23 protein-coding genes are annotated in these 23924 nt (G+C 32.4%); 16 read left to right on the top strand and 7 right to left on the bottom strand.

The annotated features are described in order from the left end of the window. Positions 1 to 34: 34 nt before the first annotated feature. From gyrB to ACMAZI_RS01180, 5 genes are all read left to right on the top strand, one after another. Positions 35 to 2497, top strand: coding sequence for a DNA topoisomerase (ATP-hydrolyzing) subunit B (gene gyrB, locus ACMAZI_RS01200; RefSeq protein WP_334677829.1), 2463 nt, complete (start codon positions 35 to 37; stop codon positions 2495 to 2497). Between the two features lie 29 nt (positions 2498 to 2526). Further along, positions 2527 to 5040 carry a DNA gyrase subunit A gene (gene gyrA / locus ACMAZI_RS01195; protein WP_120403956.1) on the top strand — a complete coding sequence of 838 codons (2514 nt, stop codon included), beginning with the start codon at positions 2527 to 2529 and terminating at the stop codon, positions 5038 to 5040. Beyond that, positions 5021 to 5845 (top strand): tetratricopeptide repeat protein, encoded by an 825-nt coding sequence (locus ACMAZI_RS01190; protein ID WP_120403957.1) that lies wholly within the window; start codon positions 5021 to 5023, stop codon positions 5843 to 5845. The genes gyrA and ACMAZI_RS01190 overlap by 20 nt, the downstream gene beginning before the upstream one ends. 2 nt (positions 5846 to 5847) lie before the next feature. Beyond that, positions 5848 to 6051: a hypothetical protein gene (locus ACMAZI_RS01185; RefSeq protein WP_412473929.1), complete on the top strand. Its 204-nt coding sequence runs from the start codon at positions 5848 to 5850 to the stop codon at positions 6049 to 6051. 283 nt (positions 6052 to 6334) lie between these two features. Next, the gene (locus ACMAZI_RS01180) at positions 6335 to 6943 is read left to right on the top strand and encodes a transposase (protein ID WP_412473930.1); all 609 of its coding nucleotides are present in this window, start codon (positions 6335 to 6337) and stop codon (positions 6941 to 6943) included. A 17-nt stretch (positions 6944 to 6960) separates the two neighbouring features. Here ACMAZI_RS01180 and ACMAZI_RS01175 read toward each other — a convergent pair whose 3' ends face one another. After that, positions 6961 to 8133: an O-antigen ligase family protein gene (locus tag ACMAZI_RS01175; protein WP_412473931.1), complete on the bottom strand. Its 1173-nt coding sequence runs from the start codon at positions 8131 to 8133 to the stop codon at positions 6961 to 6963. A gap of 57 nt (positions 8134 to 8190) precedes the next feature. Between ACMAZI_RS01175 and ACMAZI_RS01170 the strand changes: the two genes are divergently transcribed. The 4 genes from ACMAZI_RS01170 (at position 8191) to ACMAZI_RS01155 (ending at position 10437) form a co-directional block, all read left to right on the top strand. Then, complete coding sequence (locus ACMAZI_RS01170; RefSeq protein WP_334677826.1) at positions 8191 to 8559, top strand: hypothetical protein; 369 nt, start codon at positions 8191 to 8193, stop codon at positions 8557 to 8559. Between the two features lie 3 nt (positions 8560 to 8562). Further along, on the top strand, positions 8563 to 9366 hold the full coding sequence (gene atpB / locus ACMAZI_RS01165) for a F0F1 ATP synthase subunit A (protein ID WP_199506609.1): 804 nt from the start codon (positions 8563 to 8565) through the stop codon (positions 9364 to 9366). 66 nt (positions 9367 to 9432) lie between these two features. Further along, on the top strand, positions 9433 to 9657 hold the full coding sequence (locus ACMAZI_RS01160) for an ATP synthase F0 subunit C (RefSeq protein ID WP_021267602.1): 225 nt from the start codon (positions 9433 to 9435) through the stop codon (positions 9655 to 9657). A gap of 72 nt (positions 9658 to 9729) precedes the next feature. After that, positions 9730 to 10437 (top strand): hypothetical protein, encoded by a 708-nt coding sequence (locus ACMAZI_RS01155; protein WP_412473932.1) that lies wholly within the window; start codon positions 9730 to 9732, stop codon positions 10435 to 10437. Here the strand turns inward: ACMAZI_RS01155 and ACMAZI_RS01150 are convergent. From ACMAZI_RS01150 to gmd, 3 genes are read right to left on the bottom strand one after another with little or no spacing between them, the layout of a single operon-like run. Beyond that, the gene (locus ACMAZI_RS01150; RefSeq protein WP_412473933.1) at positions 10421 to 11482 is read right to left on the bottom strand and encodes an MraY family glycosyltransferase; all 1062 of its coding nucleotides are present in this window, start codon (positions 11480 to 11482) and stop codon (positions 10421 to 10423) included. The two genes, ACMAZI_RS01155 and ACMAZI_RS01150, sit on opposite strands and share 17 nt — an antisense overlap. Before the next feature lie 53 nt (positions 11483 to 11535). After that, on the bottom strand, positions 11536 to 12465 hold the full coding sequence (locus ACMAZI_RS01145) for a GDP-L-fucose synthase family protein (RefSeq protein WP_412473934.1): 930 nt from the start codon (positions 12463 to 12465) through the stop codon (positions 11536 to 11538). Then, positions 12458 to 13570 carry a GDP-mannose 4,6-dehydratase gene (gene gmd, locus ACMAZI_RS01140; protein WP_412473935.1) on the bottom strand — a complete coding sequence of 371 codons (1113 nt, stop codon included), beginning with the start codon at positions 13568 to 13570 and terminating at the stop codon, positions 12458 to 12460. The genes ACMAZI_RS01145 and gmd overlap by 8 nt, the downstream gene beginning before the upstream one ends. A 140-nt stretch (positions 13571 to 13710) precedes the next feature. Between gmd and ACMAZI_RS01135 the strand changes: the two genes are divergently transcribed. Both ACMAZI_RS01135 and ACMAZI_RS01130 read left to right on the top strand, forming a co-directional pair. Beyond that, the gene (locus ACMAZI_RS01135; RefSeq protein WP_412473936.1) at positions 13711 to 14664 is read left to right on the top strand and encodes a GDP-mannose 4,6-dehydratase; all 954 of its coding nucleotides are present in this window, start codon (positions 13711 to 13713) and stop codon (positions 14662 to 14664) included. Continuing rightward, positions 14657 to 16522: an N-acetylneuraminate synthase family protein gene (locus ACMAZI_RS01130; protein ID WP_412473937.1), complete on the top strand. Its 1866-nt coding sequence runs from the start codon at positions 14657 to 14659 to the stop codon at positions 16520 to 16522. The genes ACMAZI_RS01135 and ACMAZI_RS01130 overlap by 8 nt, the downstream gene beginning before the upstream one ends. Here the strand turns inward: ACMAZI_RS01130 and ACMAZI_RS01125 are convergent, their stop codons facing one another. After that, the gene (locus ACMAZI_RS01125) at positions 16523 to 17191 is read right to left on the bottom strand and encodes a cytidylyltransferase domain-containing protein (RefSeq protein WP_412473938.1); all 669 of its coding nucleotides are present in this window, start codon (positions 17189 to 17191) and stop codon (positions 16523 to 16525) included. Positions 17192 to 17250: 59 nt separating this feature from the next. On the opposite strand from ACMAZI_RS01125, the gene ACMAZI_RS01120 reads away from it, so the two are divergent. From ACMAZI_RS01120 to ACMAZI_RS01105, 4 genes are read left to right on the top strand one after another with little or no spacing between them, the layout of a single operon-like run. Then, on the top strand, positions 17251 to 18489 hold the full coding sequence (locus ACMAZI_RS01120; protein WP_412474440.1) for a lipopolysaccharide biosynthesis protein: 1239 nt from the start codon (positions 17251 to 17253) through the stop codon (positions 18487 to 18489). After that, positions 18446 to 19354 (top strand): class I SAM-dependent methyltransferase, encoded by a 909-nt coding sequence (locus ACMAZI_RS01115; protein WP_412473939.1) that lies wholly within the window; start codon positions 18446 to 18448, stop codon positions 19352 to 19354. Before ACMAZI_RS01120 ends, ACMAZI_RS01115 begins: the two co-directional genes overlap by 44 nt. Next, a complete protein-coding gene (locus ACMAZI_RS01110; protein WP_412473940.1) occupies positions 19347 to 20210 on the top strand; it encodes a hypothetical protein in 864 nt (287 codons plus the stop codon). Before ACMAZI_RS01115 ends, ACMAZI_RS01110 begins: the two co-directional genes overlap by 8 nt. Further along, positions 20203 to 20871 carry a CatB-related O-acetyltransferase gene (locus ACMAZI_RS01105; protein ID WP_412473941.1) on the top strand — a complete coding sequence of 223 codons (669 nt, stop codon included), beginning with the start codon at positions 20203 to 20205 and terminating at the stop codon, positions 20869 to 20871. The genes ACMAZI_RS01110 and ACMAZI_RS01105 overlap by 8 nt, the downstream gene beginning before the upstream one ends. 116 nt (positions 20872 to 20987) lie before the next feature. Here the strand turns inward: ACMAZI_RS01105 and ACMAZI_RS01100 are convergent, their stop codons facing one another. Continuing rightward, complete coding sequence (locus ACMAZI_RS01100) at positions 20988 to 21698, bottom strand: glycosyltransferase (protein ID WP_412473942.1); 711 nt, start codon at positions 21696 to 21698, stop codon at positions 20988 to 20990. Next, positions 21695 to 22516 (bottom strand): glycosyltransferase family 2 protein, encoded by an 822-nt coding sequence (locus ACMAZI_RS01095; protein WP_412473943.1) that lies wholly within the window; start codon positions 22514 to 22516, stop codon positions 21695 to 21697. Before ACMAZI_RS01095 ends, ACMAZI_RS01100 begins: the two co-directional genes overlap by 4 nt. A 176-nt stretch (positions 22517 to 22692) precedes the next feature. Here ACMAZI_RS01095 and ACMAZI_RS01090 point away from each other — a divergent pair, with 176 nt between their 5' ends. Next, positions 22693 to 23898 (top strand): glycosyltransferase family 4 protein, encoded by a 1206-nt coding sequence (locus ACMAZI_RS01090; RefSeq protein WP_412473944.1) that lies wholly within the window; start codon positions 22693 to 22695, stop codon positions 23896 to 23898. The last annotated feature ends 26 nt before the right edge of the window (positions 23899 to 23924 follow it).

Below are 23924 nucleotides of genomic sequence, written 5' to 3'. Positions count from 1 at the left end.
ACACTGACACAAGAAATTGGAAGAGAGGTTCCTTTTGGAAAATCAAGAAAATCAAGCAGGAAGTATTGGTAAGGTCGGACAAGAATATGGCGCTAGCCAGATTAAAGTTCTTGAAGGACTAGAAGCAGTAAGAAAAAGACCAGGTATGTATATTGGTGATACGGCCTTTCGTGGTCTTCATCACTGTGTATATGAGATTGTCGATAACGCAGTCGATGAAGCACTTGCAGGATACTGTAGTGAAATTAAAGTTATCATTCACGTCGATAACTCAGTTACTGTAATTGATGATGGTCGTGGTGTTCCTGTTGATATGCACCCAACTGAAGGTGTTTCAGCTGCTGAGCTTGTTTATACAAAACTACACGCAGGTGGAAAGTTCAATGAAGAGGGTGGAGCTTATAAAGTTTCTGGTGGTCTTCACGGAGTTGGTGCCGCGGTAGTTAATGCCCTTTCTAAATGGGTAAAAGTTGAAGTTAAAAAACATGGAAAAATTCACCAAGTTGAATTTGCACATGGTGAAGCTGTTGCTCCATTGAAAGTTGTAGGTGAGTTAGAAGATCCTGAGCAAACAGGTACTTCCGTTACTTTCAAACCAGATAATGAAATCTTTGAAGTTTTAGATTTCAATTACGATACATTAACAAATCGTTTTAGAGAGATGGCCTTCCTTAACAAAGGTCTTAAAATTGTTGTTAAAGATGAAAGAACTGATAAAAAAGAAACTTTCCATTATGAAGGTGGACTTGTTGAGTTCGTAGAATATCTAAACAGAGCTAAAACTGTTGTTCACAAAACTCCTATTTACATTGTTGAATCTCGTGAAGATTACGAAGTTGAAATTTCAATGCAATGGACGGATTCATACTCAGAAGTTCTTTCAGGTTATGCAAATGCAATTACAACTCCAGGTGGTGGAACACATATCTCTGGATTTAAAACAGCACTTACTCGTGTTCTAAATGCATATGCTAAAGAAAATAATCTTATTAAAGGGATTAAAACAAACTTAACTGGTGATGATATGAGAGAAGGTTTAACTGCCATTATCTCTGTTAAGCTTCCAGAACTTCAATTTGAAGGTCAAACAAAAGATAAGCTTGGTAACTCAGAAGTTGAAGGTATTGTTAATTCACTAGTTGGTGATGCCCTTAAGAGATACTTTGAAGAAAACCCAACAACTGCAAAAACTATTATTAGAAAATCAGTTGATGCTGCGGCGGCAAGAGAAGCTGCACGTCGCGCTCGTGAATTAACGAGAAGAAAATCAGTACTTGATATGGGTGGCCTTCCAGGTAAGATGGCAGATTGTCAGGAAAAAGATCCAGCACTTTCTGAAATTTATATCGTTGAGGGTGACTCTGCCGGTGGTTCTGCAAAACAGGGACGTGATAGAAAGTATCAAGCTGTACTTCCACTAAAAGGGAAGATTCTAAACGTTGAAAAAGCACGTTATGACAAAATGCTTGGTAATGCCGAAATTAAAATGATTGTTCAAGCAATGGGAACAGGAATTGGTAAAGGGAATTTTGATATCTCAAAACTTCGTTACCATAAACTTGTTATTATGACAGATGCCGACGTCGATGGGTCTCACATTAGAACTCTAATTCTGACTCTTCTTTATCGTCAGTTCCCAGAACTTATTGAGCAAGGTTATGTGTATATTGCACAACCACCATTATATAAATACAAGAAAGGTAAGAAAGAGATTTATCTTAAAGATGAAAAAGCTCTTGAGACTTTCCTTGTTGCAAACGCAATTGAAGGAACAGCAATTAACTTCAATGGTGAAATGATTGAAGAAGATACAGCTAAGAATTTAGTTAATAAATTCTCTCAATACGATAAGACACTTAAATCTTACGATATTCACTTTGATACGTTACTTCTTAGACATCTTGTTGAAGAGATTGGAATAAGAGCTGCTGATTTAAAAGATAAAGCAAAGTTAGAGAAAATTGTTACTGACTTAGATACTCACTTTAAAGCAAATGAAGCTGAAACATTAAGAAATTATGCTTTTACTATTGAAGAAGATAAAGAGCATGAGTGTTTCCAACTTCGTATTACTGTTAAAACAACAGCACGCACTAAGAAGTTTAAGTTATCTTCGTACTTCCTTGATTCATCAGAGTATGCAGATTTAATTAATCTCTACGATGGAATTCAAAAATACAAAATAGGGAAGTTCTTATATCAACCTGAAAAAGGTAACTCGAGAGAATTTGAAGCTCTTCGTGAATTTGCAAGTTTTGTTATCGATGATGCAAAACAAGGTGCATATATCCAACGTTATAAGGGTCTTGGAGAAATGAACCCTGAACAACTTTGGGAAACAACAATGAATCCTGAAAACCGTACACTTCTACAGGTTAAGATTGAAGATACGATTGAAGCAGACTCTGTATTCTCTGTTCTAATGGGTGACCAGGTAGAGCCAAGAAGACAATTTGTTGAAGAAAATGCACTTAATGTAAGGAACCTAGACGTATAAACGTTTACGTTGATTAAGAGGAAATAAACATGACTGATGAAACAAATATTACAGAAAATGATAACGGTGATGGTGGAAGCCACAATCACGGAAATATTCAACAAATCGGTATTCGCGATGAAATGAAAAATTGTTACCTCGATTACGCTATGTCTGTAATCGTTGGGCGTGCACTTCCAGACGTACGTGACGGAATGAAGCCAGTTCACCGTCGTTGTCTGTATGCAATGCACTCACTTGGTAACTATCACAATAAACCATTTCTAAAATCTGCCCGTGTTGTCGGGGATGTTATTGGTAAGTATCACCCACACGGTGACTCTGCGGTTTATAATACAATCGTTCGTATGGCCCAAGATTTCTCAATGAGATATCCAATGGTTCAAGGACAAGGTAACTTCGGTTCAATTGACGGTGATAATGCTGCGGCCATGAGGTATACAGAGATCAGAATGCAAAAGCTTTCTGAAGAGATGCTAAAAGACTTAGATAAAGAAACAGTTGATTGGCAACCTAACTACGATGACTCTTTAAAAGAGCCAACAGTTCTTCCATCAAAGATTCCTAATCTTCTAGTTAATGGATCTGCTGGTATTGCCGTAGGTATGGCCACAAACATTCCACCACATAACTTAACAGAAGTTATGACAGCACTTACTCAACTTGTTGATAATCGCGATATGACGATTGATGAAATCATGCAAGTTATTCCTGGTCCTGACTTTCCAACTGCAGGAACGATCCATGGAACTGAAGGTATCCGCTCTGCCTATAAAACAGGTAAGGGTGTTGTTCAAATGCGTGCAAAAATGGATGTGGAAACACATGGTAAGAAACAAGATCGTGAAAGAATTGTTATTACTGAACTTCCATACCAAGTTAATAAAGCAAAACTAATTGAAAAGATTGCTGACCTAGTAAATTCTAAGTCACTTGTTGGTATCTCTGATCTTCGTGATGAATCTTCGCGTGAAGGTATTCGTGTTGTAATTGATCTTAAAAAAGGTGAGATTGCTACAGTAATCATGAATAAGCTTTATAAGCAGACTGCTCTTCAGTCTTCTTTTGGTATTATTTTCCTTTCAATCGTTAACTCTTCTCCAAAAGTTCTAAATATTAAAGAACAACTTGAGTGCTTCATTGATCACAGACGTGAAATTATTATTCGTCGTACAGTTTATGAACTGAAGAAAGCACGTGAAAGAGCGCATATCTTAGAAGGTTTAAAAGTAGCTGTTGAAAATATTGATGAAGTTGTTGAGATGATTAAAAAGTCTGACGGGCCTACAGATGCTCGTGAGAAATTAATGTCAACATTCTCATTAAGTGAAATTCAAGCTCAAGCAATTCTTGATATGAGACTTCAACGTCTAACTGGTCTTGAAAGAGATAAGATCATTGCAGACTATGAAGCAATTATGAAAGAGATTGCACGTTTAGAAGGAATCTTAGGTTCTGAAGAAAAAATTAAAAATATCATCAAAGAAGAGTTCACAGAAATCATCGAAAAATTTGGAGATGAAAGAAGAACTGAAATCGTTGCAAAAGCAGACGAAATTCAAATTGAAGATTTAGTTGCAAAAGAAGAGATGATTGTAACAATCACTCATAAAGGATACGTAAAACGTATGCCACTTGATACTTACAAAGCGCAAAAGCGTGGTGGAAAAGGTGTTAAGGGTGCTGCAAATGAAGATGATTTCTTCACAAATATTTTTACAGCTAATACACATGATAAGCTTCTATTCTTCACATCTCGTGGACAAGTTTTCTCTAAGAAAGTTTATGAGATGCCAGAAGGAACTAGAACTTCTAAAGGTAGAAATATCGCTAACCTAATCCAAATCCCAAGTGGAGATCGTGTAACAGAAATTATTAGAATTCCACACGATATGGATATGGAAGAGAAGTACTTAATTTTTGCAACTAATAAAGGTCTTGTTAAGAAGACGGCCCTTTCTGAATACTCTAATGTTAAGCAGTCAGGTCTAATTGCAATTAAGCTTCAAGATGGTGATCATATTGTAAATGTTAGAATCAATGATGGTTCAAAAGATATCCTTCTTTGTTCATCAGCTGGTAAAATTATCCGTTTCGACACTTCAGATGCTCGTGCTATGGGACGTGTTTCTCAAGGTGTAAAAGGGATTAATATCAATGCTGAAGAAGAGCGTATTATCGGAATGGAATTAATTGATGATAATATGGAAATTCTATCGGTAACTGAAAATGGGTACGGTAAACGTACTGAATCTTCACAATATCGTAAGCAAACTCGTGGTGGGAAAGGGATTCTAGCTATGAGACTTACTGATAAGAATGGTGAGATTGTTCAGATTAAGCCTGTTATTGAATCTGATGATTTAATGATCATTACAGATCGTGGCCAGGTTGTTAGAACTAAGGTTTCTGGAATTTCTCTAATGGGTCGTGCAACTCAAGGTGTACGTCTTATTAAGCCAAAAGAAGGTGAGAAGGTTGTTTCAATCGCTAAGATTGTTGAGCCAGAAAACGACGGAATTGATGAAAATACTGAAGAATAATTTTCACATACTTAAAAGGGCCGGCCATGTGCTGGCCTTTTTAGTTTTAGGACTTTTCATGTCTGCTTGTGACTTCACACCAAGAATTCACAAGGATATTTTAATTGCTCAAAATTATATTACTAATCAAGAATATGCCCTGGCGGTGAAGCAGTATCATAAGATACTTGAGATGGCGCCAAATGATGAAATTAAAATTAAAGTTAATTACCAAATAGCAGAACTTTATTCTGTTTCTCTAGGACAATACTATAAGGGTATTGCTTTCTACGAAAAAATTCCAAAGCTTACAACAGATCCAGTTTGGCTTGTAAAAACACAAGAAAGAATTGGTGAGATTGCTTTTTTATATATCAATGACTATGAGAAAGCCGCTGATGTTTACAGTAAGCTTTCAGACTTTAGACCTAAGCTTTCTAATCATGATCTCTATGAATATCGCTTAGCAATTTCATATATCAAGTTAAAGAAATATGATATGGCCACAAAGCATTTGGTTACGATGCATAATAATGGTAACCATAAATACTTTGTGGATAGCTTTTATCAATCTGGTGTTCTATATTTTGATAAGCAAGAATGGAACCGCGCTATCCAATATTTTCGTGAATACATAAAACGTGAAGACCGCCGTGATTTAAAAGTCCGTGCAATATTTCTAATGGCCAATTGCTATGAAACTATTGAGCGCTTACAAACGGCTTATGATCTTTATTATTCAATTTTAGGTGAGTACCCAAACAATAAAGTTATTCAAGAACGACTTAACTCTGTTTATGAACGACGTGTAGCAAGGAAGAGATAACGATGGCACTTTTCGATCCAAAATGGATTAAACCCATGGCCCTTGCAATGTCGCTTCCATCAACTGCCTTGATCGTTGCGTGGGGCCTATGGCAAATGGTTGATGCTGGCTATATCACAGAAGGCTGGGCTGTTTTCTTATTTCTTGCAGCCATTGGAAATATTTTAATCTCAATGGTGGTCTTTGCTTATAAAAAGAAAAAGTAGGGTAGGGTACGTCGATACTTTTCGAAGTTTTGAGCACTTAACTGTTTTTGTAATTCATTAATTCAAAGTTTAAAGCTTAATTCGGCTATAAATTAAGATATTCATGTTATTTTCTTGTAGATTAATTCAATTAGTTTCTCTTGTGACATTCTTTCGTGCTAAAAAATTTGTAACTTATTGATAATGTCAAAAGTATCGACGTACCGATTAACAAAAATGAAATATATTATCAATTGAGTACTCTTTAATTCATTTTTTTTAATGTTTAGTGGATAAGCTTTGCATGCCTAGAAAAAAGAGAGTTTTCCAAAATCATTATCCATATCACGTTACACGACGAACTAATAATCGTGATTGGTTTAATCTTCCATTGTTTGAAGTGTGGGATCTTATTAAAGATTCATTTAAATATGCTCAAGACAATGCACCTGTAGTTATTCACGCTTTTGTTTTAATGGATAATCATTATCATTTATTAATCTCAACTCCTAAGTGTAATCTGCACCATTTCATGATGTATTTTAATCGTAGAATATCACGAGAAATAAATAGACGTAGTAAAAGAGAGAATCATTGTTTTGCTAACGAATATAAAGCGACAATTGTTGATGATCAAAGATACTTACGTTCAGTTTATCGATATATTTATCAAAATCCAATTAGGGCCAAGATTACTGATGATATATTTAGTTATCCTTATTCTTCTTTGCATTTTTCCTCATATGAAGCAAAGCTATTCAACTTTAAACCGCATTTTCACTTCGCAAAAGAAAAGGCTAATATAGAAAAAAGATTTTCTTGCGATATGGAAAGAATAATACGCTTAGGACTTCGTCGAAATCGATTTCAAATTTCGGAGAAAAATAGAAATATAGCAAGTCGATACTTGTAAAAGTATCGACGTACCTTTTAGGTTTTTTTTCTAATAAATAACATTCCATACATGATAAATAATATTGAAGTCACCGGGCCGATGTATAAAGGTGTGTCAGTAATAGTAATAGTTAAGTATGTTATAAAACTTGGTAGGGCAATTAAGTTAATCAAATTAAAATTTAATAAATATGTTAGTAACCAATAGCCGAAAAATAATAAATAAGTAATCAATCCAATTGTTCCCATCATTGACATGGCGTCAAGTAATTGATTATGTGAATGTTCCGCGCAATGCCTAGGTTTAATATCATGTTGTTCTTGTATACGTTCACATTCATTTCCGTAATTTCTTAAACCATATCCTAATAAGGGCTTTTCTTTATATAAATGGAAAGCAGTTTTAAATAGAGAGATTCTATATGAATCACTAGATTCTTTTTGATTGAAGCGATAAAAATTTAAGTCAATCTTATTGAAAATTACATAACTTAATGAACCTGCTAGTAATAGTCCTAATAAGAATGATGCCGTGAAAATCTTTTTATTAGTGTAATAAAATATAAAAGGTAATGAGGCTATAAATGCGAGTAAAGATCCCCTTGTATAGGCATAATACAAACCAATTAAATTAATGATTAATGTAATTAATAACACTTTAAAATCTATATAAGACTTGAATCTTTTATAATGGACAATAAGAGATAAAGTTAAAGAACTTATTATTGCGATAGGATAAGAGTAATACATTGATCCACCCATTAATGCGCCTTGATTTCTTGGATAATGATCAACTTCAAATTTTAATATATTAAATTTTGAAAAAAGAGTTATTAGTCCGATAAATGAGCTAATTGCACTAAGAGTTAATGTCCAGAATAAGATTCTTCTTTTCCATTTCAATGTAATTAAATGGCCGAATTGAAAAAAAGCAGCGGAAAATAATATTGGTACAATATAATATTTTAGCTTCGAGTAATTACCACCACCATTATAAATATTACTAATTAAGATAGAGCCAATGAAAAGAATAAAAAATATTTGTAATTTGTTTTTTAAAACTACTTTGTAAGAATCCTTTGATACATAGAATGCCAATATAACAAAGAGCAGCATGCCTATACCAGCAAATGCTTTATAGAAAATTGTCATTGTTAAATAAAAGAAGATCGCCCAAGCAAGTAGATTTGCCTTCTTAGTCTCTGTCATATTTTATTCCCGTCAAAAGTATTTGAAATTAAGAGAAATTATAGTAACTATGCGTTCATGTTTAAAGAATTAATTAATAAGATTAGCTTTAGTCGCTATTTTATTTTATCTCTTCCATTAGCTGCAATTTGTCTCTTTTTTCTTACATTTGGAAAAGAATGGTTAGCGTTCGGGATCATTTATGCGGCCACTGTAATATATTTAGTCATGTTTTGGATGGCCGTAGATGAGCTGATAAAGCCACATCGCGTTGAAGGTTATAAGGCCAATAAGAAGTATCTAGCGTTTTTATTTATAGGGAAGACTGCAATTTTAATTGGTGCCTTATTATTTAGTGTACAAATTCTGGAAAGTAAGATAATTATACCGGTAATAAATTATTTCTTAAATATATTTGTGCTGGGCGCCAGCATCAGAAAGGACTAGTTAATGAAAAAAATGGCCCTTCTTTTATCGACTCTATTAGCGACAAATGCACATGCAGCAGGTGGATTCCTTTGGTTAGGTGAACTATCACAGGCTCTAGGAGCTAGCTATGTGGATCACATCTTCACAAAGTCATTCGTTGCAATTTTAATTCTTTTAATTGCTTTAGCTTATAGATTAAGAGTTTCAAAAATGACTCTTGATGAAACAGTAGTTCCTGACAAAGGAATTACTCTTAGAAACTTAGTTGAGATGTATGGTTCATTCATCTACACTCAATGTCGTGCTGTTCTTGGTGAAGAAGATGCACCTAAGTATTTTAAATTCATCGCATTCCTATTTATCACAATTTTCCTAGCAAACGTTATTGGTCTTATTCCAGGTTTCTTACCTCCAACAGAATATATCAATACAACGTTAGCTCTTGGTGTTCTTTCATTTGTTTACTACAACATCAAAGGTTGTAAAGAACTTGGAACTATGAACTACCTTGCTCACTTTGCTGGGCCACTATGGTATATGGCAATCTTAATTTTCCCAATTGAGATTCTTTCAAACTTTATTCGTCCTCTATCTCTAGCACTACGTCTTAGAGGTAATATGATGGGTGACCACCACGTACTTACAACATTCCTTAACCTTGAAATTCTTGGTGTAAATGTTGGTATGTTTGGTGCTGCTATCCCATTCTACTTACTTGGACTTCTAGTTTGTTTTATCCAAGCTTACGTATTTACAATGTTATCAATGGTTTATATTAGCTTAGCAACTGCTCACCACGATCATGATGAGCACCACGCGCACTAATAAAAACTTAAACTTATTAATTTAACTGTTACTTGATCAAAGTAACTAACGTTTTAGGAGACTATTATGGAAAACACTCAAGCAATTAAGTACATCGCGTATTTCTTAGCAATGGCTATCGCTGCATACGGTGGTACTGCTGCACAATCAAGAGCTGCATCTGTTGCTCTAGAAGGTATCGCAAGAAACCCATCTGCTGCTGACAAGATTCAAACACCAATGATCCTTGGTCTAGCACTTATGGAATCACTTGTAATTTTCGTACTTATCTCAGTATTCCTTGCTGGATAATCTCGAAACACAAATTCGATTTTAAAAGAGAAGGCAGTCGTAAGACTGCCTTTTTTGTTTTAAGCTTATTAAATGCAAACCTTAGAAAATGATTGTATAAAAATTAAAGTCGCCTCTATGGGGGCAGAGCTCAAAAGCCTTTATTCTAAAATTAGGAATAAGGAATATCTCTGGCAAGCTGATTCAAAATGGTGGGGAAGGTCTGCTCCACATCTTTTTCCACGTATTGGCTTTGAAACTAATGAATATATTCAAGAGAATAATATCGTTAAGCATGGCTATGCTCGAGACACTGAGTTTGATCTTATTTCTCAATCAAAAAATAGTCTTTCATTTAAACTAAATGATGAATTAATAATTACCTATGAGCTTATTGAAAATAGTCTAAGTATTAATTATGAAGTGCTCGTAGACTTTCCTTATATGATCGGTGGCCATCCCGCTTTTAATATTGATTCTCTTCCTGTTGAATTACATTTTTCAAATAAGTCCGATTACTATTTCTTAAAAGATGGTGTCATTGATCGTTCTATATCTTATGAAATTGAAGAAAACACGCTCTCAATAAATAGTGAAACTTTTAGGAATGATGCCCTAGTATTTTATAATGATTTTAAGAATTGTCAGGCGATTCTTGGGGGTGAAATTATTATGATTTATGATAGTGAGTTGTTTGGCGTTTGGGCACCTTTAGGGGCTCCTTTTGTATGTCTGGAGCCTTGGTGGATTAGCCCAATAGAAAATAGAACGTTGAATTATATTATTAAATTGTTATATTAAAATATTTTTTATGCATTCTGTTGAATGCTATTAAGTTAAAAAAACTAAATAGAACGATAAACATAGATGTAATTACAATTTTTCCAGTAACTTTATGTAATACCATTGCTATGATTATACATGCTGAATTTAGCATAAATAGTACTAATGCGGCTTGTATATGACTAAGACCTTTTCTTAGTAAGATATGGTGTAGATGGTTTTGATCAGGAGTAAAAGGGCTTTTTTTCTGGAGCAGCCTTATAAACATAACTCTTAAGGTATCTAAAAGAGGGATAAATACAACTGCAACTGCTATAGATGGAGCAGATCTAAATTCAAATGCTAGATTGGTGCTATTATGATTTAGATTTATAAATCTAATTAATAAATATGAGATTGTAAGACCTATTAGAAGGGATCCCGTATCACCCATAAAAATTTTCGCTGGTGTTTTATTAAACTTCAAAAAGGCTAGCAGCGAACCTATTAGAGAAAGGCTGATTCCCAACTCTACTTGGAAGTTGTTTACTCCAAACCATGTGGCCAAGAATAAACATGCAGAAATAGAAATAAGACCAGCGAGCCAGTTGATACCATCAATTAAATTGAATGCATTAATAAGGCCTACGAAAGCTAGAATTGTTATTAGGTTTGACTCTACTTCGTTAAGTGCACCAATACCTAATACACTGTAGAAATTATCGATTCTAACACCTGAGTAGAAAAAGATAATTTGTGCACAAATTAATTGTACTAATAACTTTTTTCTGGCCGATAGAACAAATATGTCATCCTTGAGCCCAAGGAAAAAAATTATGAACTGTGTCGCTAGTAGATATTGAATACTATTGAATTGATCATTTGGTGTTAATAATAACGATGAAAAACAAATTCCCATAAAAAGTGCTATTCCACCCAAGGAAGGTACTTTATGTTTGTGGGACGTTCTATGGTTTGAATCTGTATATAAACTTGTGAATTCTGCAAATTTAATGAGAATAGGGATTGTTATATATGTAATAACAAAAGAGCTGATAATAATTAATATACTAGTAATAATCATTGTTTGATTCTAGCAATCTTTTAAAAATGAAACAATATCTAGCATGCTAATATTTAGACGTTATTTCTATAAAAATTGATTGCTCTGTCTAGACCATGATTCAAATCAATTTTGTGATGCCATCCCATAGAGTGTAAGAGAGAAACATCTAAAAGTTTTCTCATTGTTCCATCTGGCTTACTTGGATCAAAAGATATTTCTCCTTTGTATCCCATTTTATCAGCAATAATTTTTGCCAATTCACCAATCTCTATGTCTTGACCTGTACCAATATTAATAAGCGAGGGTAATTGCTCATCTTTTTGCATTAGGTAAATACATGCATTAGCCATGTCATCAACATGAAGAAATTCACGTTTTGGTTTACCAGTTCCCCATACTTTAAATTCAGAATCATTATCCTTAATTGCTTGTTCCATTCTTGCAATTAAGCCAGGGATGACATGTGAATTTTCAATGTGAAAGTTATCATTTTCACCATAAAGATTTGTTGGCATAACTGAAGAATAATTCAAACCATATTGATCTTTAAAAGCTTCTGCAGTTTTGAGGCCTGCAATTTTTGCAATTGCATATGGCTCATTTGTTGGCTCAAGCGGACCAGTTAATAGATATTCCTCTTTGATAGGTTGAGGACAATTTTTTGGATAAATACAAGAGCTACCAAGAAATAATAGTTTTTCTACTTTAGTTTTAAAAGCAGCATTAAAAACATTCTGCTGAATAGTTAAATTATCAAAAATAAAGTCTGCTCTATATGTATTATTAGCGTGTATACCACCTACTTTTGCAGCAGCTAAAAAGACATATTTAGGTTTATTTGTCTGAAAATAGTCTAGTGTATTTGATTGTAGTAAAAGATCCAGTTCTTCTCTTACTGGTTTTAAAATATTTGTAAAAGCCTGTTTTTCTAGCTCTCGTACAATTGCAGAGCCTACAAGTCCACGAGAGCCAAGTACTAAAATTGCGTCATTCTTATTCATGGTAATTTAAGACCTTGTGTCCACCTTCTTTAAGGTATTTATCTTTTTCAAAAATTTGTAGATCTGAACTCATCATATCATTTATTAATGATTCAAGATTATGCCTAGGCTTCCAATTTAATTTAGTTTGCGCTTTCGTAGGATCTCCTAAAAGTAGATCAACTTCAGTGGGTCTAAAATATCTCTCGTCAATTCCAATAACTTCTTGTCCAATTTTAACTTGGTAATCAGGATTATTGCACTTTATAACTTTAGCTACTTCAGCTACACCTGAACCTGAAAATTCCAACTCAATTCCAACGTATTTAAAAGCTTTGATAATAAATTCTCTAATAGATGTAGTTACACCTGTAGCAATAACAAAATCTTCTGGCTGCTCTTGTTGTAGCATAAGCCACATTGCTTCCACATAATCTTTAGCGTGACCCCAGTCTCTTTGAGAATCTAGGTTACCCATATAAACTTTATCCTGTAGGCCAAGTGCGATCCTGGAAACTGCACGTGTAATTTTTCTTGTTACAAATGTTTCACCTCTTAAAGGAGATTCATGGTTGAACAGGATTCCATTACATGCATATAGACCATAAGCCTCTCTATAATTAACCGTAATCCAGTATGCGTACATTTTCGCACATGCATAAGGTGAGCGTGGGTAGAATGGAGTCGTTTCTTTTTGAGGAGTTTCCTGAACTAGTCCGTAAAGCTCACTTGTAGAAGCCTGGTATATTTTAGTCTTCTTTTCTAGACCTAGAATTCTAATTGCTTCAAGTAACCTTAGTGTACCAATACCATCTACATTCGCTGTGTATTCTGGAGTATCAAAAGAAACACGTACGTGACTCATGGCTCCAAGATTGTAAATTTCATCTGGTTGAACTTCTTGAATAATTCTGATGAGGTTAGAGGTATCTGATAAGTCACCATAATGTAATTTGAATTTTAAATTTTTCTCATGGGGATCTTGATAAAGGTGGTCAATTCTATCAGTATTGAATAAAGATGAACGACGTTTAATTCCATGTACCTCATAGCCTTTTTCTAAAAGTAGTTCAGCTAAGTAAGCTCCGTCTTGTCCTGTAATACCAGTTATCAGTGCGATTTTCATTCTATTCCTTTTTTAGTATTATCTGATTTTATATCTAATTATTTAACTTTTAAACTATAAAACAATGAAATATTAACTTCAAGGTTTCATAATAGCTCAAGTTAAGTTAATGTATAGCAAAAGAATATATAGGATTCATAATGAGTAAAAATGTAATTATTACTGGTGTAACTGGCCAAGATGGGTCCTACTTAGCGGATCTTTACGTTATGAGAAATTATAATGTATATGGTTTAACGACAAGCTCTAATCCAAAGTTTACTGGCAATATTGAGCATCTTGAAGGAAAAATCAAATTACTCACAAGTAATTATACTATTGAGTCGCTGGTAAGAATTTTTGAAGAAGTTAAACCAGATTTAGTATTAAATATGGCTGCTCAGCCCTTGGTTCAAATGTCATGGTCTTTAATTAGTGAAACATTAGCAGCTACAGCAGTTATTCCAAGTAATATCTTAGAAGCTATAGTTAAAGTCGACCCTAAAATTAAGTTTTTTCAAGCTTCTAGTAGTGAAATTTATGGTGATTCTAATGGTAAAGTTTTTACTGAGGACTCGCCTTTAGCACCACGTAATCCTTATGGTTGTGCTAAAGCTTATGCATATAACATGGTAAAAGCATTCCGATCTGAAATGGGTATCTTTGCTACAAATGGTGTTCTTTTTAATCATGAATCGAGTAGAAGAAAAGATATTTTTTTAAGTAAGAAAATTATTAAAAATGTAATTGCTATTTATAAAGGTGAAAGTTCTGTTTTAGAATTAGGTAACTTGTTTGTTGAGAGAGATTGGGGACATGCAAAAGATTATATGAGTGCTGTGGTTGCATTAATGGATATGGAAGACTCGGGAGATTATTTAATATGTTCAGGTAAAAGCAAAAGAGTTATAGATATGGCAAACTTTGTACTAGGATATTTTAATTTAGATCCTGAAGACTATATAAAAGTTAGAGAAGAATTTATTAGAAAGAATGAGCCTGTAAGTTGCAAAGGAAGTCCAAAGAAAATAGAAAGAGATACAGGTTGGATTGCAACAACTACTTTTGAAGAGATGTTAGTTGAAATGATAGAATGTGAGTTAAAAAATGAATAAAAATGTTTATATTATTGGTGAAGTTGGATTGAACCATAACGGATCAGTTGAGAATGCAAAACAATTAATTAGAATAGCGAAGGATAGTGGTTGTGATGCAGTTAAATTCCAAAAGAGAACGTTGAGTAAAGTCTACTCGAGTGAAATTCTAGAAAATTTAAAAAACTTTGAACAAGGCTTCCAGTACTTAATACCTATACTTGAAGATTATGAATTATCAGAAGCTGAAATGTCTACACTTAATGATTTTGCAAAATCAATTGATATTGACTTTATATGTACTCCATTTGATACAGAAAGTGCCGACTTTATAAATAGTCTTGGTGTTGAAAGTTTTAAAATAGCTTCCGCGGATTTAACTAACCTTTATCTAATTGATCATTTGAGTAAATTCAATAAAAAACTTATTATTTCGACAGGCATGTCTACATATGAACAAATAGATAAAACAGTAGATTATTTAAAATCAAAGAACATTGAATTTAGTTTACTTCACTGTGTTTCATCGTATCCTGTAAATTATACAGATGCCAATATGAGTAGAATTAAAGAATTGAGAAAAAGATATGGTGTAGATATAGGCTATTCTGGACATGATGAGGGAATTTCGTTGTCTTTAGCTGCTGTCGCTCTAGGAGCTAGTATTATCGAAAAGCATATAACTTTAGATAAAAACTTAAGAGGCCCAGATCATAAATTTTCGCTTCTACCTAATGAGTTGAAAGAGCTTTGTACAGAAATAAGAAAAGTAGAAGCCTCATTAGAAGTAAGAGATGAAGCTATATCTCAAGGTGAACGTTTAAATAGTATGGTTTTTAGAAAATCATTATTTGCTAAAACTGATATCAAGGCAGGAACAATAATTACTAGTGAAATGCTGATAGCTAAGGGACCAGATAACGGCTTATCTGTTCAATCATATTTTGATCTTTTAGGAATGAAGTCTAAAAGGGATATGAATGAAGGTGATATATTTTATGAATCAGATTTAATTGACGAGGAGAATTCAGAAATTGTAACATCAGTTAACTGGGCAAAACAAGGTTATGTAGTACGTTATCATGATTTTGAAACTGTCTTAGATTATGATCCTGCTTGTTTAGAATTTCATTTTACATATAAAGATACAACTCTAGATATTCCGTTTGATAAGTTTGAAAAATATAGTGATAAGTTAAAAAATATTATACTAAGAATACATTGTTGTGAATATATTGGTGAAGAGCTTTTTGATATTTGTAATCAGGATATCGAGAGAAGACTGAAGGCACAAAATACATTGCAAAGAGTAATTGATATAACTAGTCAAATTTCTAAATATTTTTCAAAAGATAAACCATTAATTGTTTTTAATTGTGGTGCTATGTCTTTGAATGATAAGCCAAATACATTAAAGATAGCCGAAGGTCATATATATAAGCATTTTTCTGATTTAGATTTAAAGAATACGGGTCTAATTGCTCAGAATATGCCTCCATATCCGTGGTATTATGGTGGTCAATGGAGAGGACATTACTTTTTAGAACCAGATGAGTTGATTAAGTTCTGTGAAGAGACTGGTGAACGTCTATGTTTAGATACTTCTCATGGATATATGGCCGCCACCTATTTAGGAATTGATTTCAACGAGTATGTAGAAAAGCTATTGCCTTATGTGGAACATCTTCATATTTCAGATGCGACTGGAGTTGAGGGCGAAGGTACTCAAATCGGAACTGGCGACATCGACTTTAAAAGCTTATTTAGTATAATAAAAAACTTTAAAGGAACATGGATACCCGAAATTTGGCAAGGACATGTTAATAATAATTATGAAGCTAAAAAGGCTTTAAAAATTATAAGAGATTTTGTTGAGTAGCTATGAATACTTTCTTAGCAACTCTTCTATTATAATGAAATCATATTCTTCGTCAATTTCATATGAAGTGTATTCAGGCATAATATAAACATCGATATTACCAGATATTCTAACTTTTGAAGTTAGAATATCTTTAACTTTACTTATGTAAATTGCTCCGTTTTCCTGTAGAGTTCCTGTCATATCTTGCCTTCTAGGACGTTCGAAAACATTATAGTTTAAAGGATTTCCGCTTTTATCCCAGTAGAAAGACTTGTGTTCACAACAACTAAGTAAAGAATCTTTTTTAGATTTGATCAGTTGTTCATAAGCAATATCAATATCTTTCGATGTTGTTAGAGGTGATGTAGCCTGAATCAAGAAGAAATAGTCTTCATTAGAAATAGTTTTATTATCTTCTAAATACTCGAGCATTACAGATTCAGTTGATGATGTATCTTGATTTGTTTTTTCTGACCTTTGATAAAACTCAACTTTAGAAAGATTGAAAGATTTAATAATCTCTTTATATTCAAAAGAGTCAATAGCTAAAATTATTCGATCTACTACTTGGCTATCTTGACAAGCTTTAATAGTCCAATAACATAAAGGCTTTCCATTAATTTCTTTAATGTTTTTATTTTTTATTCCCTTGCTTCCACTTCGCAATGGGATAAATGCGATATTCATATAAATCCTAGAAATAAAGTATTATTGTAATATAATACTTTATACATGAGGATAATTAAATAAAAACAATATCATTTCAAAATATATTAATAACAATATTATCTAAAATATTGTCTTTTATGATGTTTTTAATCCTTGGTAAGGAGTTGACCGAAATTAACTTTGGGCAGCTAGTTTATGTAAATCTTATTATATCATATATTCCGATGATGCAGATTGGTTTAATGAATGGAGCTGCTGTCTTAATACCGAAGCACTCAATTTCATCTAATGAGAGTGTATTGGATTACTTTAATGATTTTAATATTTCATCTTTATTATTGCACTCTGTTTCATTTATATTTTTACTTATTCCTGTATTTGAACTAGATACCACTTTAACTCTCATAATTTTAGTAGATCTATTTTTCAAAAAATTAATAGAAAATTTAAATTTGTATTTAAGAAGCTTGTTGAAACTACAAAGATCTATTTATGTTAAAGTATTTGATGAACTATTAAGGGTTATAATTGTTTTATCATTCTTTATGTATAACAAAAGTCTGAGGGGTATATTTGAAGGGCATTTAATTGCTTCTATATTGACTTTTTTTCTAATATTATATTTAGTGCCTGAATATAACTTTAGATTTTTTTCTAGACAGTATAAAGTTAATCTTAGGGAAGTTTTTAATATAGGATTTTTAATATATATATCATGGTTATTCGATTTATTATTTAGAAGCTTGGATAAAATACTTATTAAAGGCTTTATGTCTATTGAGGATTTAGCTATTTATGGCTTTTGCTCGAGCTTAGCGATAAATATATGGGTGCTATCTCTTTCCTACTTTTCCCCTTATGCACAGCTGCTTTACCGCTTAGTTGTAGAAGAAAGGTTTTTAAAAGCAGACCTTTTGATAAAAAAAGTTAATCGATTTCATTTGAGATTATTAACTCTTGCTTTCGTAGGCGCATCATTGTTTTATCCGTTAATAACGAAATATTTTGTAAAAAAGTATGATGAAGCTTATTTTACATTTATAATATTACTTGCTGCTTTTGGGATGTTGTCAAGGTGTAATATGTACATATATTATATGAATTGCAATCGAATGCAGAAGAAAATTATCAAACACCAGTTGGTTATTATATGTATTAATATAATTTTAAATTTGATCAGCGCTTATTATTTTAGAGATATATTTTATTTCTCAATTGCAACGCTAGTATCTGCACTTATTTATTATAAAACTTTGAAGGTTGAGTATAACAATGAAATTAGAAGAAGACTTGAAGCACAAAAATCAGGTTTATAGAGATTTAGTTGAAACTGGAATTTTTGATGAATCATCAGAATTTCAACTCTATTCTGATTCTGTAAGAGATGCAAAAATTAACGTTTTTAAAGAAAGAAAAACGGGAGTTATTTTTTTAGAAAATATAGATCAGGGTTCGATCGAAAAGTATAATGAACGAAAAGGCGTTGATTATTGGAGTTCTGAAAGTAGAGAAGATGCGCTCTTGAAAACTCGACAAGATGATTTACGTCGATTTAAAATGATTGTAAAAAAAGAAAATCCAGAAAAATGGCTTGATATAGGTACTGGTCTTGGTGGAGTTTTAGAATTAGCTAAGAACTTAGATATTAATACTTTCGGTGTAGAACCTCAAAATGAAATTAGACAATTATTAAATGAATTGAATATGAATATTTATGATTCTTTAGATAATTTTGATAAAAAAGTGGATCTCATTACTTTGTTTCATGTCTTAGAGCATATTCCTGCTCAAATCGATTTTTTAAAACTTGCTAAAAGTAAGATGACTCTAGATGGTGTTATTTACATTGAAGTTCCACATGCAAAAGATGTATTATTGGAGGTTTATAATAATGAAGCTTTTAAAAAGTTTACTTTATGGAGTGAGCATTTAATTCTACATACTAAAGAAAGTTTAAAATCAATTGTAGAGTACGCAGGCTTTCGTGTTGAGGAAGAAATTTACTTCCAAAGATATAGCTTAGCAAATCATTTAAACTGGCTAAATAATTCATTACCAAATGGACAAAATGTTTATACTCAATTTGAAGAAGATAAAGAGTTAATTCAAGCATATAATAACAATTTAGTACATAATAAATGTACAGATACTTTAATTTTCAAGTGTGTGATAAATGCTTAAAAAGACTTTAAAAACCTTAATACCACCAATTATTTTAGTTATAAAACGATGGGTTGTATCATATATAACATTTTTAAGATTTCGTGAATTAGTTCGAAGTAATTATAAACTGAAGGATATACATACAAATCAGCGCGTTTTTTTACTAGGTAGTGGTAATTCTATAAAAAAGGAAAATTTAAGAAAGTTAAGAGGGGAAAATGTTATTTCTTTAAATAATTTTTACGTTCATGAAGATTTTAAAGAGATAATGACTGGTAGTTGTGAAAAATATCATCTTGTAGCACCCATTCATCCTCCACAGACTAAAGAAGAGTGGGTTAATTGGTTGAGTGAAATGGAATTTTATATTCCTAAAAATGTAACACTCATACTTGGCTTAGATAGTAATAAGGTAAATACAAAACTAATTATTGATGAGTACGGGCTATTTAAAAATCATAAGATAATGTGGTTTTGTGCATCTAAAGAGTTTGATTATGAGTCTTTTAATATTTCAGGAATGGATATGGCAAACTCTATTTATGCAGCTGAAACAGCAAGTATTTATGGCATTATTGCGGCAAATTTTATGGGTTTTAAGGATACATTTTTACTAGGTGTTGATCATGACTATATTTTATATAAAAAAGAATGTGAAATGAGAATTTATAAAACAGCCCAGCATCAATCAAATGGTCTAGAGCGTATGTTTAATGGAGATTTTCATATTGTTGAATACTTGAGGCAGTATAAAATCTTTAAAAAATATAAAGAGATAGGGCTAAACTCTAAAACCAATATTATAAACGCTTCACAGGGGGGCTTGTTGAATATATTTCCTCGTGTTACTTTCAACAGCCTATTCAATGATTAGAAGATTAGTTAAAAATACATTTATTGTTTTTTTATACCGTGAGATAAAAAATATCTTTATCGCATTTAGAAATGAAGAACTTAAATTAGGCTATATGATTACACTAAATAAGGTTAAATTTTCATCACATAACTATATTGGTGATTTTTCTTCAATTACAAACTCAGTTATTGGTAGAATGACATATACTTCAAATAATGTTTCTATTAATAATGCTACTATTGGTCAGTTTTGTAGTATTGGGCCAAGTGTGAAAATTGGCTTGGGTACACATCCTACTTCTGAATTTGTTTCAACGCATCCTTGTTTTTATTCTTTAAATAAGCAATGTGGTAAAACCTTTGTAGATAAGCAAGCTTTTGCAGAATCAAAGAGAGTAATCATAAAAAATGATGTCTGGATAGGAGCGAACGCGATAATTGTCGATAACGTTACTATTGGAAACGGAGCTATTATCGCAGCTGGTGCTGTTGTTGTTAAAGATGTTGGAGATTATGAAGTTGTAGGTGGGGTTCCTGCAAAATATTTAAAGCATAGATTTGAACAAAAGGTTATAGATAGATTGAACCAAGAAAAATGGTGGGATTATAGCTTCGATGAGTTTAATGAGAAGCATTGTTTATTTAAAGATATCAATGTATTTTTAAAAAAGATTGAATAACTTAACATTTTCTTAATGTTAATTCTTAAAAATGCGTATAATAATATATAGACTAAATGTCTAAAAATAGAAAGCTGTAAAAAGAAGATTAAATATCAATATGTCGTATGGTTTTTTTATATTAATATTTTTTTGATTATACGAGCTGCAAACAATAGAAGTTGAATTGTTTTGTTATGGCCAACTTCAATTTGAACTCTAAGATATTCCGTCATCATGCCAAGAGTATCAACCGAACTAACGCCCATATCTCCGAATTCACCAACAATTTTATTTATATACTGTATTTCTACACCATCCATGCATGCTTTTAAAATAAATAGTTGATCTGCAGCGATGGGGTATTTCTTGGAATAAAGACCATATTTAGAATGTAGGTCTTTTTTTATTAGTGTTCCGACTGAATGTCCTGAAATGTACGCAAATTGGCCACAATACCAACTCGGAAGATTTTTTGGAGTTATTTTGTTTGCTCCCATCGATATGTTTGCAACAACAATATCGACTGGTTTTGATAATATAGCTTCTTTAAAGACCTTAACAGCTTCTGGTGCGAGAATGTCATCAGATCCAACAACTAAATAGTAATCGTACGTTGATATTCTAATGGCACGATTTATTGCGTCATATATTCCGAAGTCATGTTGCGAGGAAATTTTTATATTCAAGCCGCTAATATTATTCAATACTTCTAGAGTTTCATCATTTGATGCACCGTCTGAAATAATCCACTCAAAATCTTTGTCTATTTGACCTTTTAGTGATTCTATTAGTAGTGGTAAGGTTTTCGATGAATTGAATGTAGCAGTAATAATACTTATGCTCATAGTGTGTCTTTTGATGGTTTTATAACGTTCGGTTTATAAATAGAAAAAGCTATAGTTCTAATTATTCTAATTATTAATGGAAAAAGTGCATTTAGGCTCGGGTTTGAATATATTTCTTTAATAATGTTAATCGTTACAGTTAGTTTTGCTTTTACATTATGTGCAGAATTACTTGAATGTAATAAAACTTTAGATAGGGGAATTCCTATATACCCGATCCTGTATTTTGATGCAATTCTAATCCAATTGATTGTGTCCTCTCCTACTCTCATAGTCTCTGGAAATAAAAACTTTTTCATAACTTCAGTTTTGACGCAAACAGTAGGCATTGCAATTGGACAGTGGGAAATAATTCTCGGGTAGCAAAAGTCATCACATATTGAAGGATTTATAGTATTTAAAATTTCCTCTTCCTTGTTGATATAAAAATATGAGGTGTGACAAAGGGCAATTTGTGGATTTTTATCCATATATTTAATTTGAATTTCAAGTTTTTCGGGAAGAAACTGATCATCCGAATCGAGAAAAAATATATATTCTCCACGAGCTTGATTTATACCTTTATTTCTTGCTGCTGCAGGTCCAGAGTTTTCTATATTGATTTGATAAATCTTAATATCTTTTATTTCAGAAATATTAAAACATTTAGTTGAGCCATCGTTTATAAGTATTACTTCAAAATTGTTAAATGTTTGCTTCCTTACACTGTCTATAGCTTTTTCGAGTAGGTCTAGACGATTATAATAAGGTATTATTATAGTAGCGCGTACGTTGTTCTTTTTACTCGATTGCGATTTGATGTAATACCACCTATCCATTAACTGATTTGTAATCTTAATTGGTTTAACTTATTCTATATCTAAAATGTTTAGGTATGAAGCTTTGCCAAATATCTCATTTTAAATTACAGTATTAAATAATACAAGTCCCCTTCTAGAGTATAAATCGGGAGCATATAAATTTATAGTTCAAATCCTAAACTATACAGTTATTTATGTCATTTTTATTCATGAAAATATCCATCTTCTCATATGTATATAAGCCCGAAAATTTTCTTATAAATGATTTAGCCGAATCTTTAGCGTACTCTAATCAGGTTGAAGTATTGACTGGTTTACCAAATTATTCAAAAGAGGGCTTTTATCCAGGGTATAATTTACTGGGTCCATATAATGAAACTATAAACAGAATAAGGATAGTTCGATATCCTTTACTTGCGAGAAAATCAGGGCTTCTCAGGTTGGTATTCAATTATTTTACTTCAATCGTTGGTTCTTTATTATCTATTTTTAGATTAAAAAAATCAGAAGTAACATTTGTTTTTGCAACTTCACCTATATTTACAGCAATACCTGCTATTATTTTTGCAAAGCTAAGAGGTGGAAAAGTTGTTATTTGGTTACAGGATTTATGGCCGGAGAGCTTTTTTGCTATCACAAATAGAAGTCCCAATAGTTTCTTAGGTCGAGTATTAGGTAGTATTGTTAAATGGATATATAAGAATACTGACTTAATGCTTATTCAATCTAATGACTTTCGTATAAACTTAGAAAAGTACGGATATAAGGGGCGAATTGAATGGGTTCCTAACTGGGCAAAGGAAGATAAAGCCGAGGATTGTCCAAAGTGGATAGATGAAATTCCAAATGATAAGTTTGTTATAACTTTTGCTGGCAATATCGGTGTAGCTCAAAAGCTTGAAACACTTGCTGACGCAGTGCTTGAGTTGAATGATGAAAGAATTCACTTAGCTGTAGTGGGAGATGGTAGAGAGAAAGAAAGACTTGAGAATTTATATAGCGATAGTAATTTGATTAAGTTCTACGGAAGAAAACCTGCTGGAGATATGCCTTATCTATTTGAAAAAGCAGATGCTTTAGCCGTTATTCTTAAGAAAGATCCTGCTTTTTCATTAGTAGTGCCGTCTAAGGTTCAATCTTATTTAATGGCAAAAAAACCAATAATAGCATCTCTCGACGGTGCAGGTGCTAATTTGATCAATGAATTACAAGTAGGTGTTATTTCTCCTTCTGAAGATGTAGATGAGCTAGCTAAGAATATTAAGAGGCTTATAAGTATTTCTTCTGAAGAAAGATTTGAAATGGGTGAAAGAGCATTTAACGCATACGCTAAGTATTTCAAGCAAGAAAAGGTAATTAAAAGAATAGAGGAACTACTTCAAGAAGTTGTAAATAGTTGAATAAGCAGTGCTTAATCTGTAGTATT

Origin of the sequence: Halobacteriovorax sp. YZS-3-1, from assembly GCF_047084945.1 — a bacterium.
Lineage (GTDB): Bacteria > Bdellovibrionota > Bacteriovoracia > Bacteriovoracales > Bacteriovoracaceae > Halobacteriovorax_A > Halobacteriovorax_A vibrionivorans.
Note: the sequence above shows the minus strand (reverse complement) of the source record. Positions and strands in the feature narration are given on the sequence as shown.

Coding starts and splice junctions, on each gene's coding strand:
- ACMAZI_RS01115 (WP_412473939.1), top strand. CDS start 18,446: ATGAAATTAGAAGAAGACTTGAAGCACAAAAATCAGGTTTATAGAGAT.
- ACMAZI_RS01190 (WP_120403957.1), top strand. CDS start 5,021: ATGAAAATACTGAAGAATAATTTTCACATACTTAAAAGGGCCGGCCAT.
- ACMAZI_RS01125 (WP_412473938.1), bottom strand. CDS start 17,191: ATGAATATCGCATTTATCCCATTGCGAAGTGGAAGCAAGGGAATAAAA.
- ACMAZI_RS01105 (WP_412473941.1), top strand. CDS start 20,203: ATGATTAGAAGATTAGTTAAAAATACATTTATTGTTTTTTTATACCGT.
- ACMAZI_RS01155 (WP_412473932.1), top strand. CDS start 9,730: ATGCAAACCTTAGAAAATGATTGTATAAAAATTAAAGTCGCCTCTATG.
- ACMAZI_RS01145 (WP_412473934.1), bottom strand. CDS start 12,465: ATGAATAAGAATGACGCAATTTTAGTACTTGGCTCTCGTGGACTTGTA.
- ACMAZI_RS01090 (WP_412473944.1), top strand. CDS start 22,693: ATGTCATTTTTATTCATGAAAATATCCATCTTCTCATATGTATATAAG.
- ACMAZI_RS01170 (WP_334677826.1), top strand. CDS start 8,191: ATGTTTAAAGAATTAATTAATAAGATTAGCTTTAGTCGCTATTTTATT.
- ACMAZI_RS01150 (WP_412473933.1), bottom strand. CDS start 11,482: ATGATTATTACTAGTATATTAATTATTATCAGCTCTTTTGTTATTACA.
- ACMAZI_RS01175 (WP_412473931.1), bottom strand. CDS start 8,133: ATGACAGAGACTAAGAAGGCAAATCTACTTGCTTGGGCGATCTTCTTT.
- atpB (WP_199506609.1), top strand. CDS start 8,563: ATGAAAAAAATGGCCCTTCTTTTATCGACTCTATTAGCGACAAATGCA.
- ACMAZI_RS01160 (WP_021267602.1), top strand. CDS start 9,433: ATGGAAAACACTCAAGCAATTAAGTACATCGCGTATTTCTTAGCAATG.
- ACMAZI_RS01180 (WP_412473930.1), top strand. CDS start 6,335: ATGCCTAGAAAAAAGAGAGTTTTCCAAAATCATTATCCATATCACGTT.
- gyrA (WP_120403956.1), top strand. CDS start 2,527: ATGACTGATGAAACAAATATTACAGAAAATGATAACGGTGATGGTGGA.
- ACMAZI_RS01110 (WP_412473940.1), top strand. CDS start 19,347: ATGCTTAAAAAGACTTTAAAAACCTTAATACCACCAATTATTTTAGTT.
- ACMAZI_RS01185 (WP_412473929.1), top strand. CDS start 5,848: ATGGCACTTTTCGATCCAAAATGGATTAAACCCATGGCCCTTGCAATG.
- ACMAZI_RS01130 (WP_412473937.1), top strand. CDS start 14,657: ATGAATAAAAATGTTTATATTATTGGTGAAGTTGGATTGAACCATAAC.
- ACMAZI_RS01135 (WP_412473936.1), top strand. CDS start 13,711: ATGAGTAAAAATGTAATTATTACTGGTGTAACTGGCCAAGATGGGTCC.
- ACMAZI_RS01100 (WP_412473942.1), bottom strand. CDS start 21,698: ATGAGCATAAGTATTATTACTGCTACATTCAATTCATCGAAAACCTTA.
- ACMAZI_RS01095 (WP_412473943.1), bottom strand. CDS start 22,516: ATGGATAGGTGGTATTACATCAAATCGCAATCGAGTAAAAAGAACAAC.
- gmd (WP_412473935.1), bottom strand. CDS start 13,570: ATGAAAATCGCACTGATAACTGGTATTACAGGACAAGACGGAGCTTAC.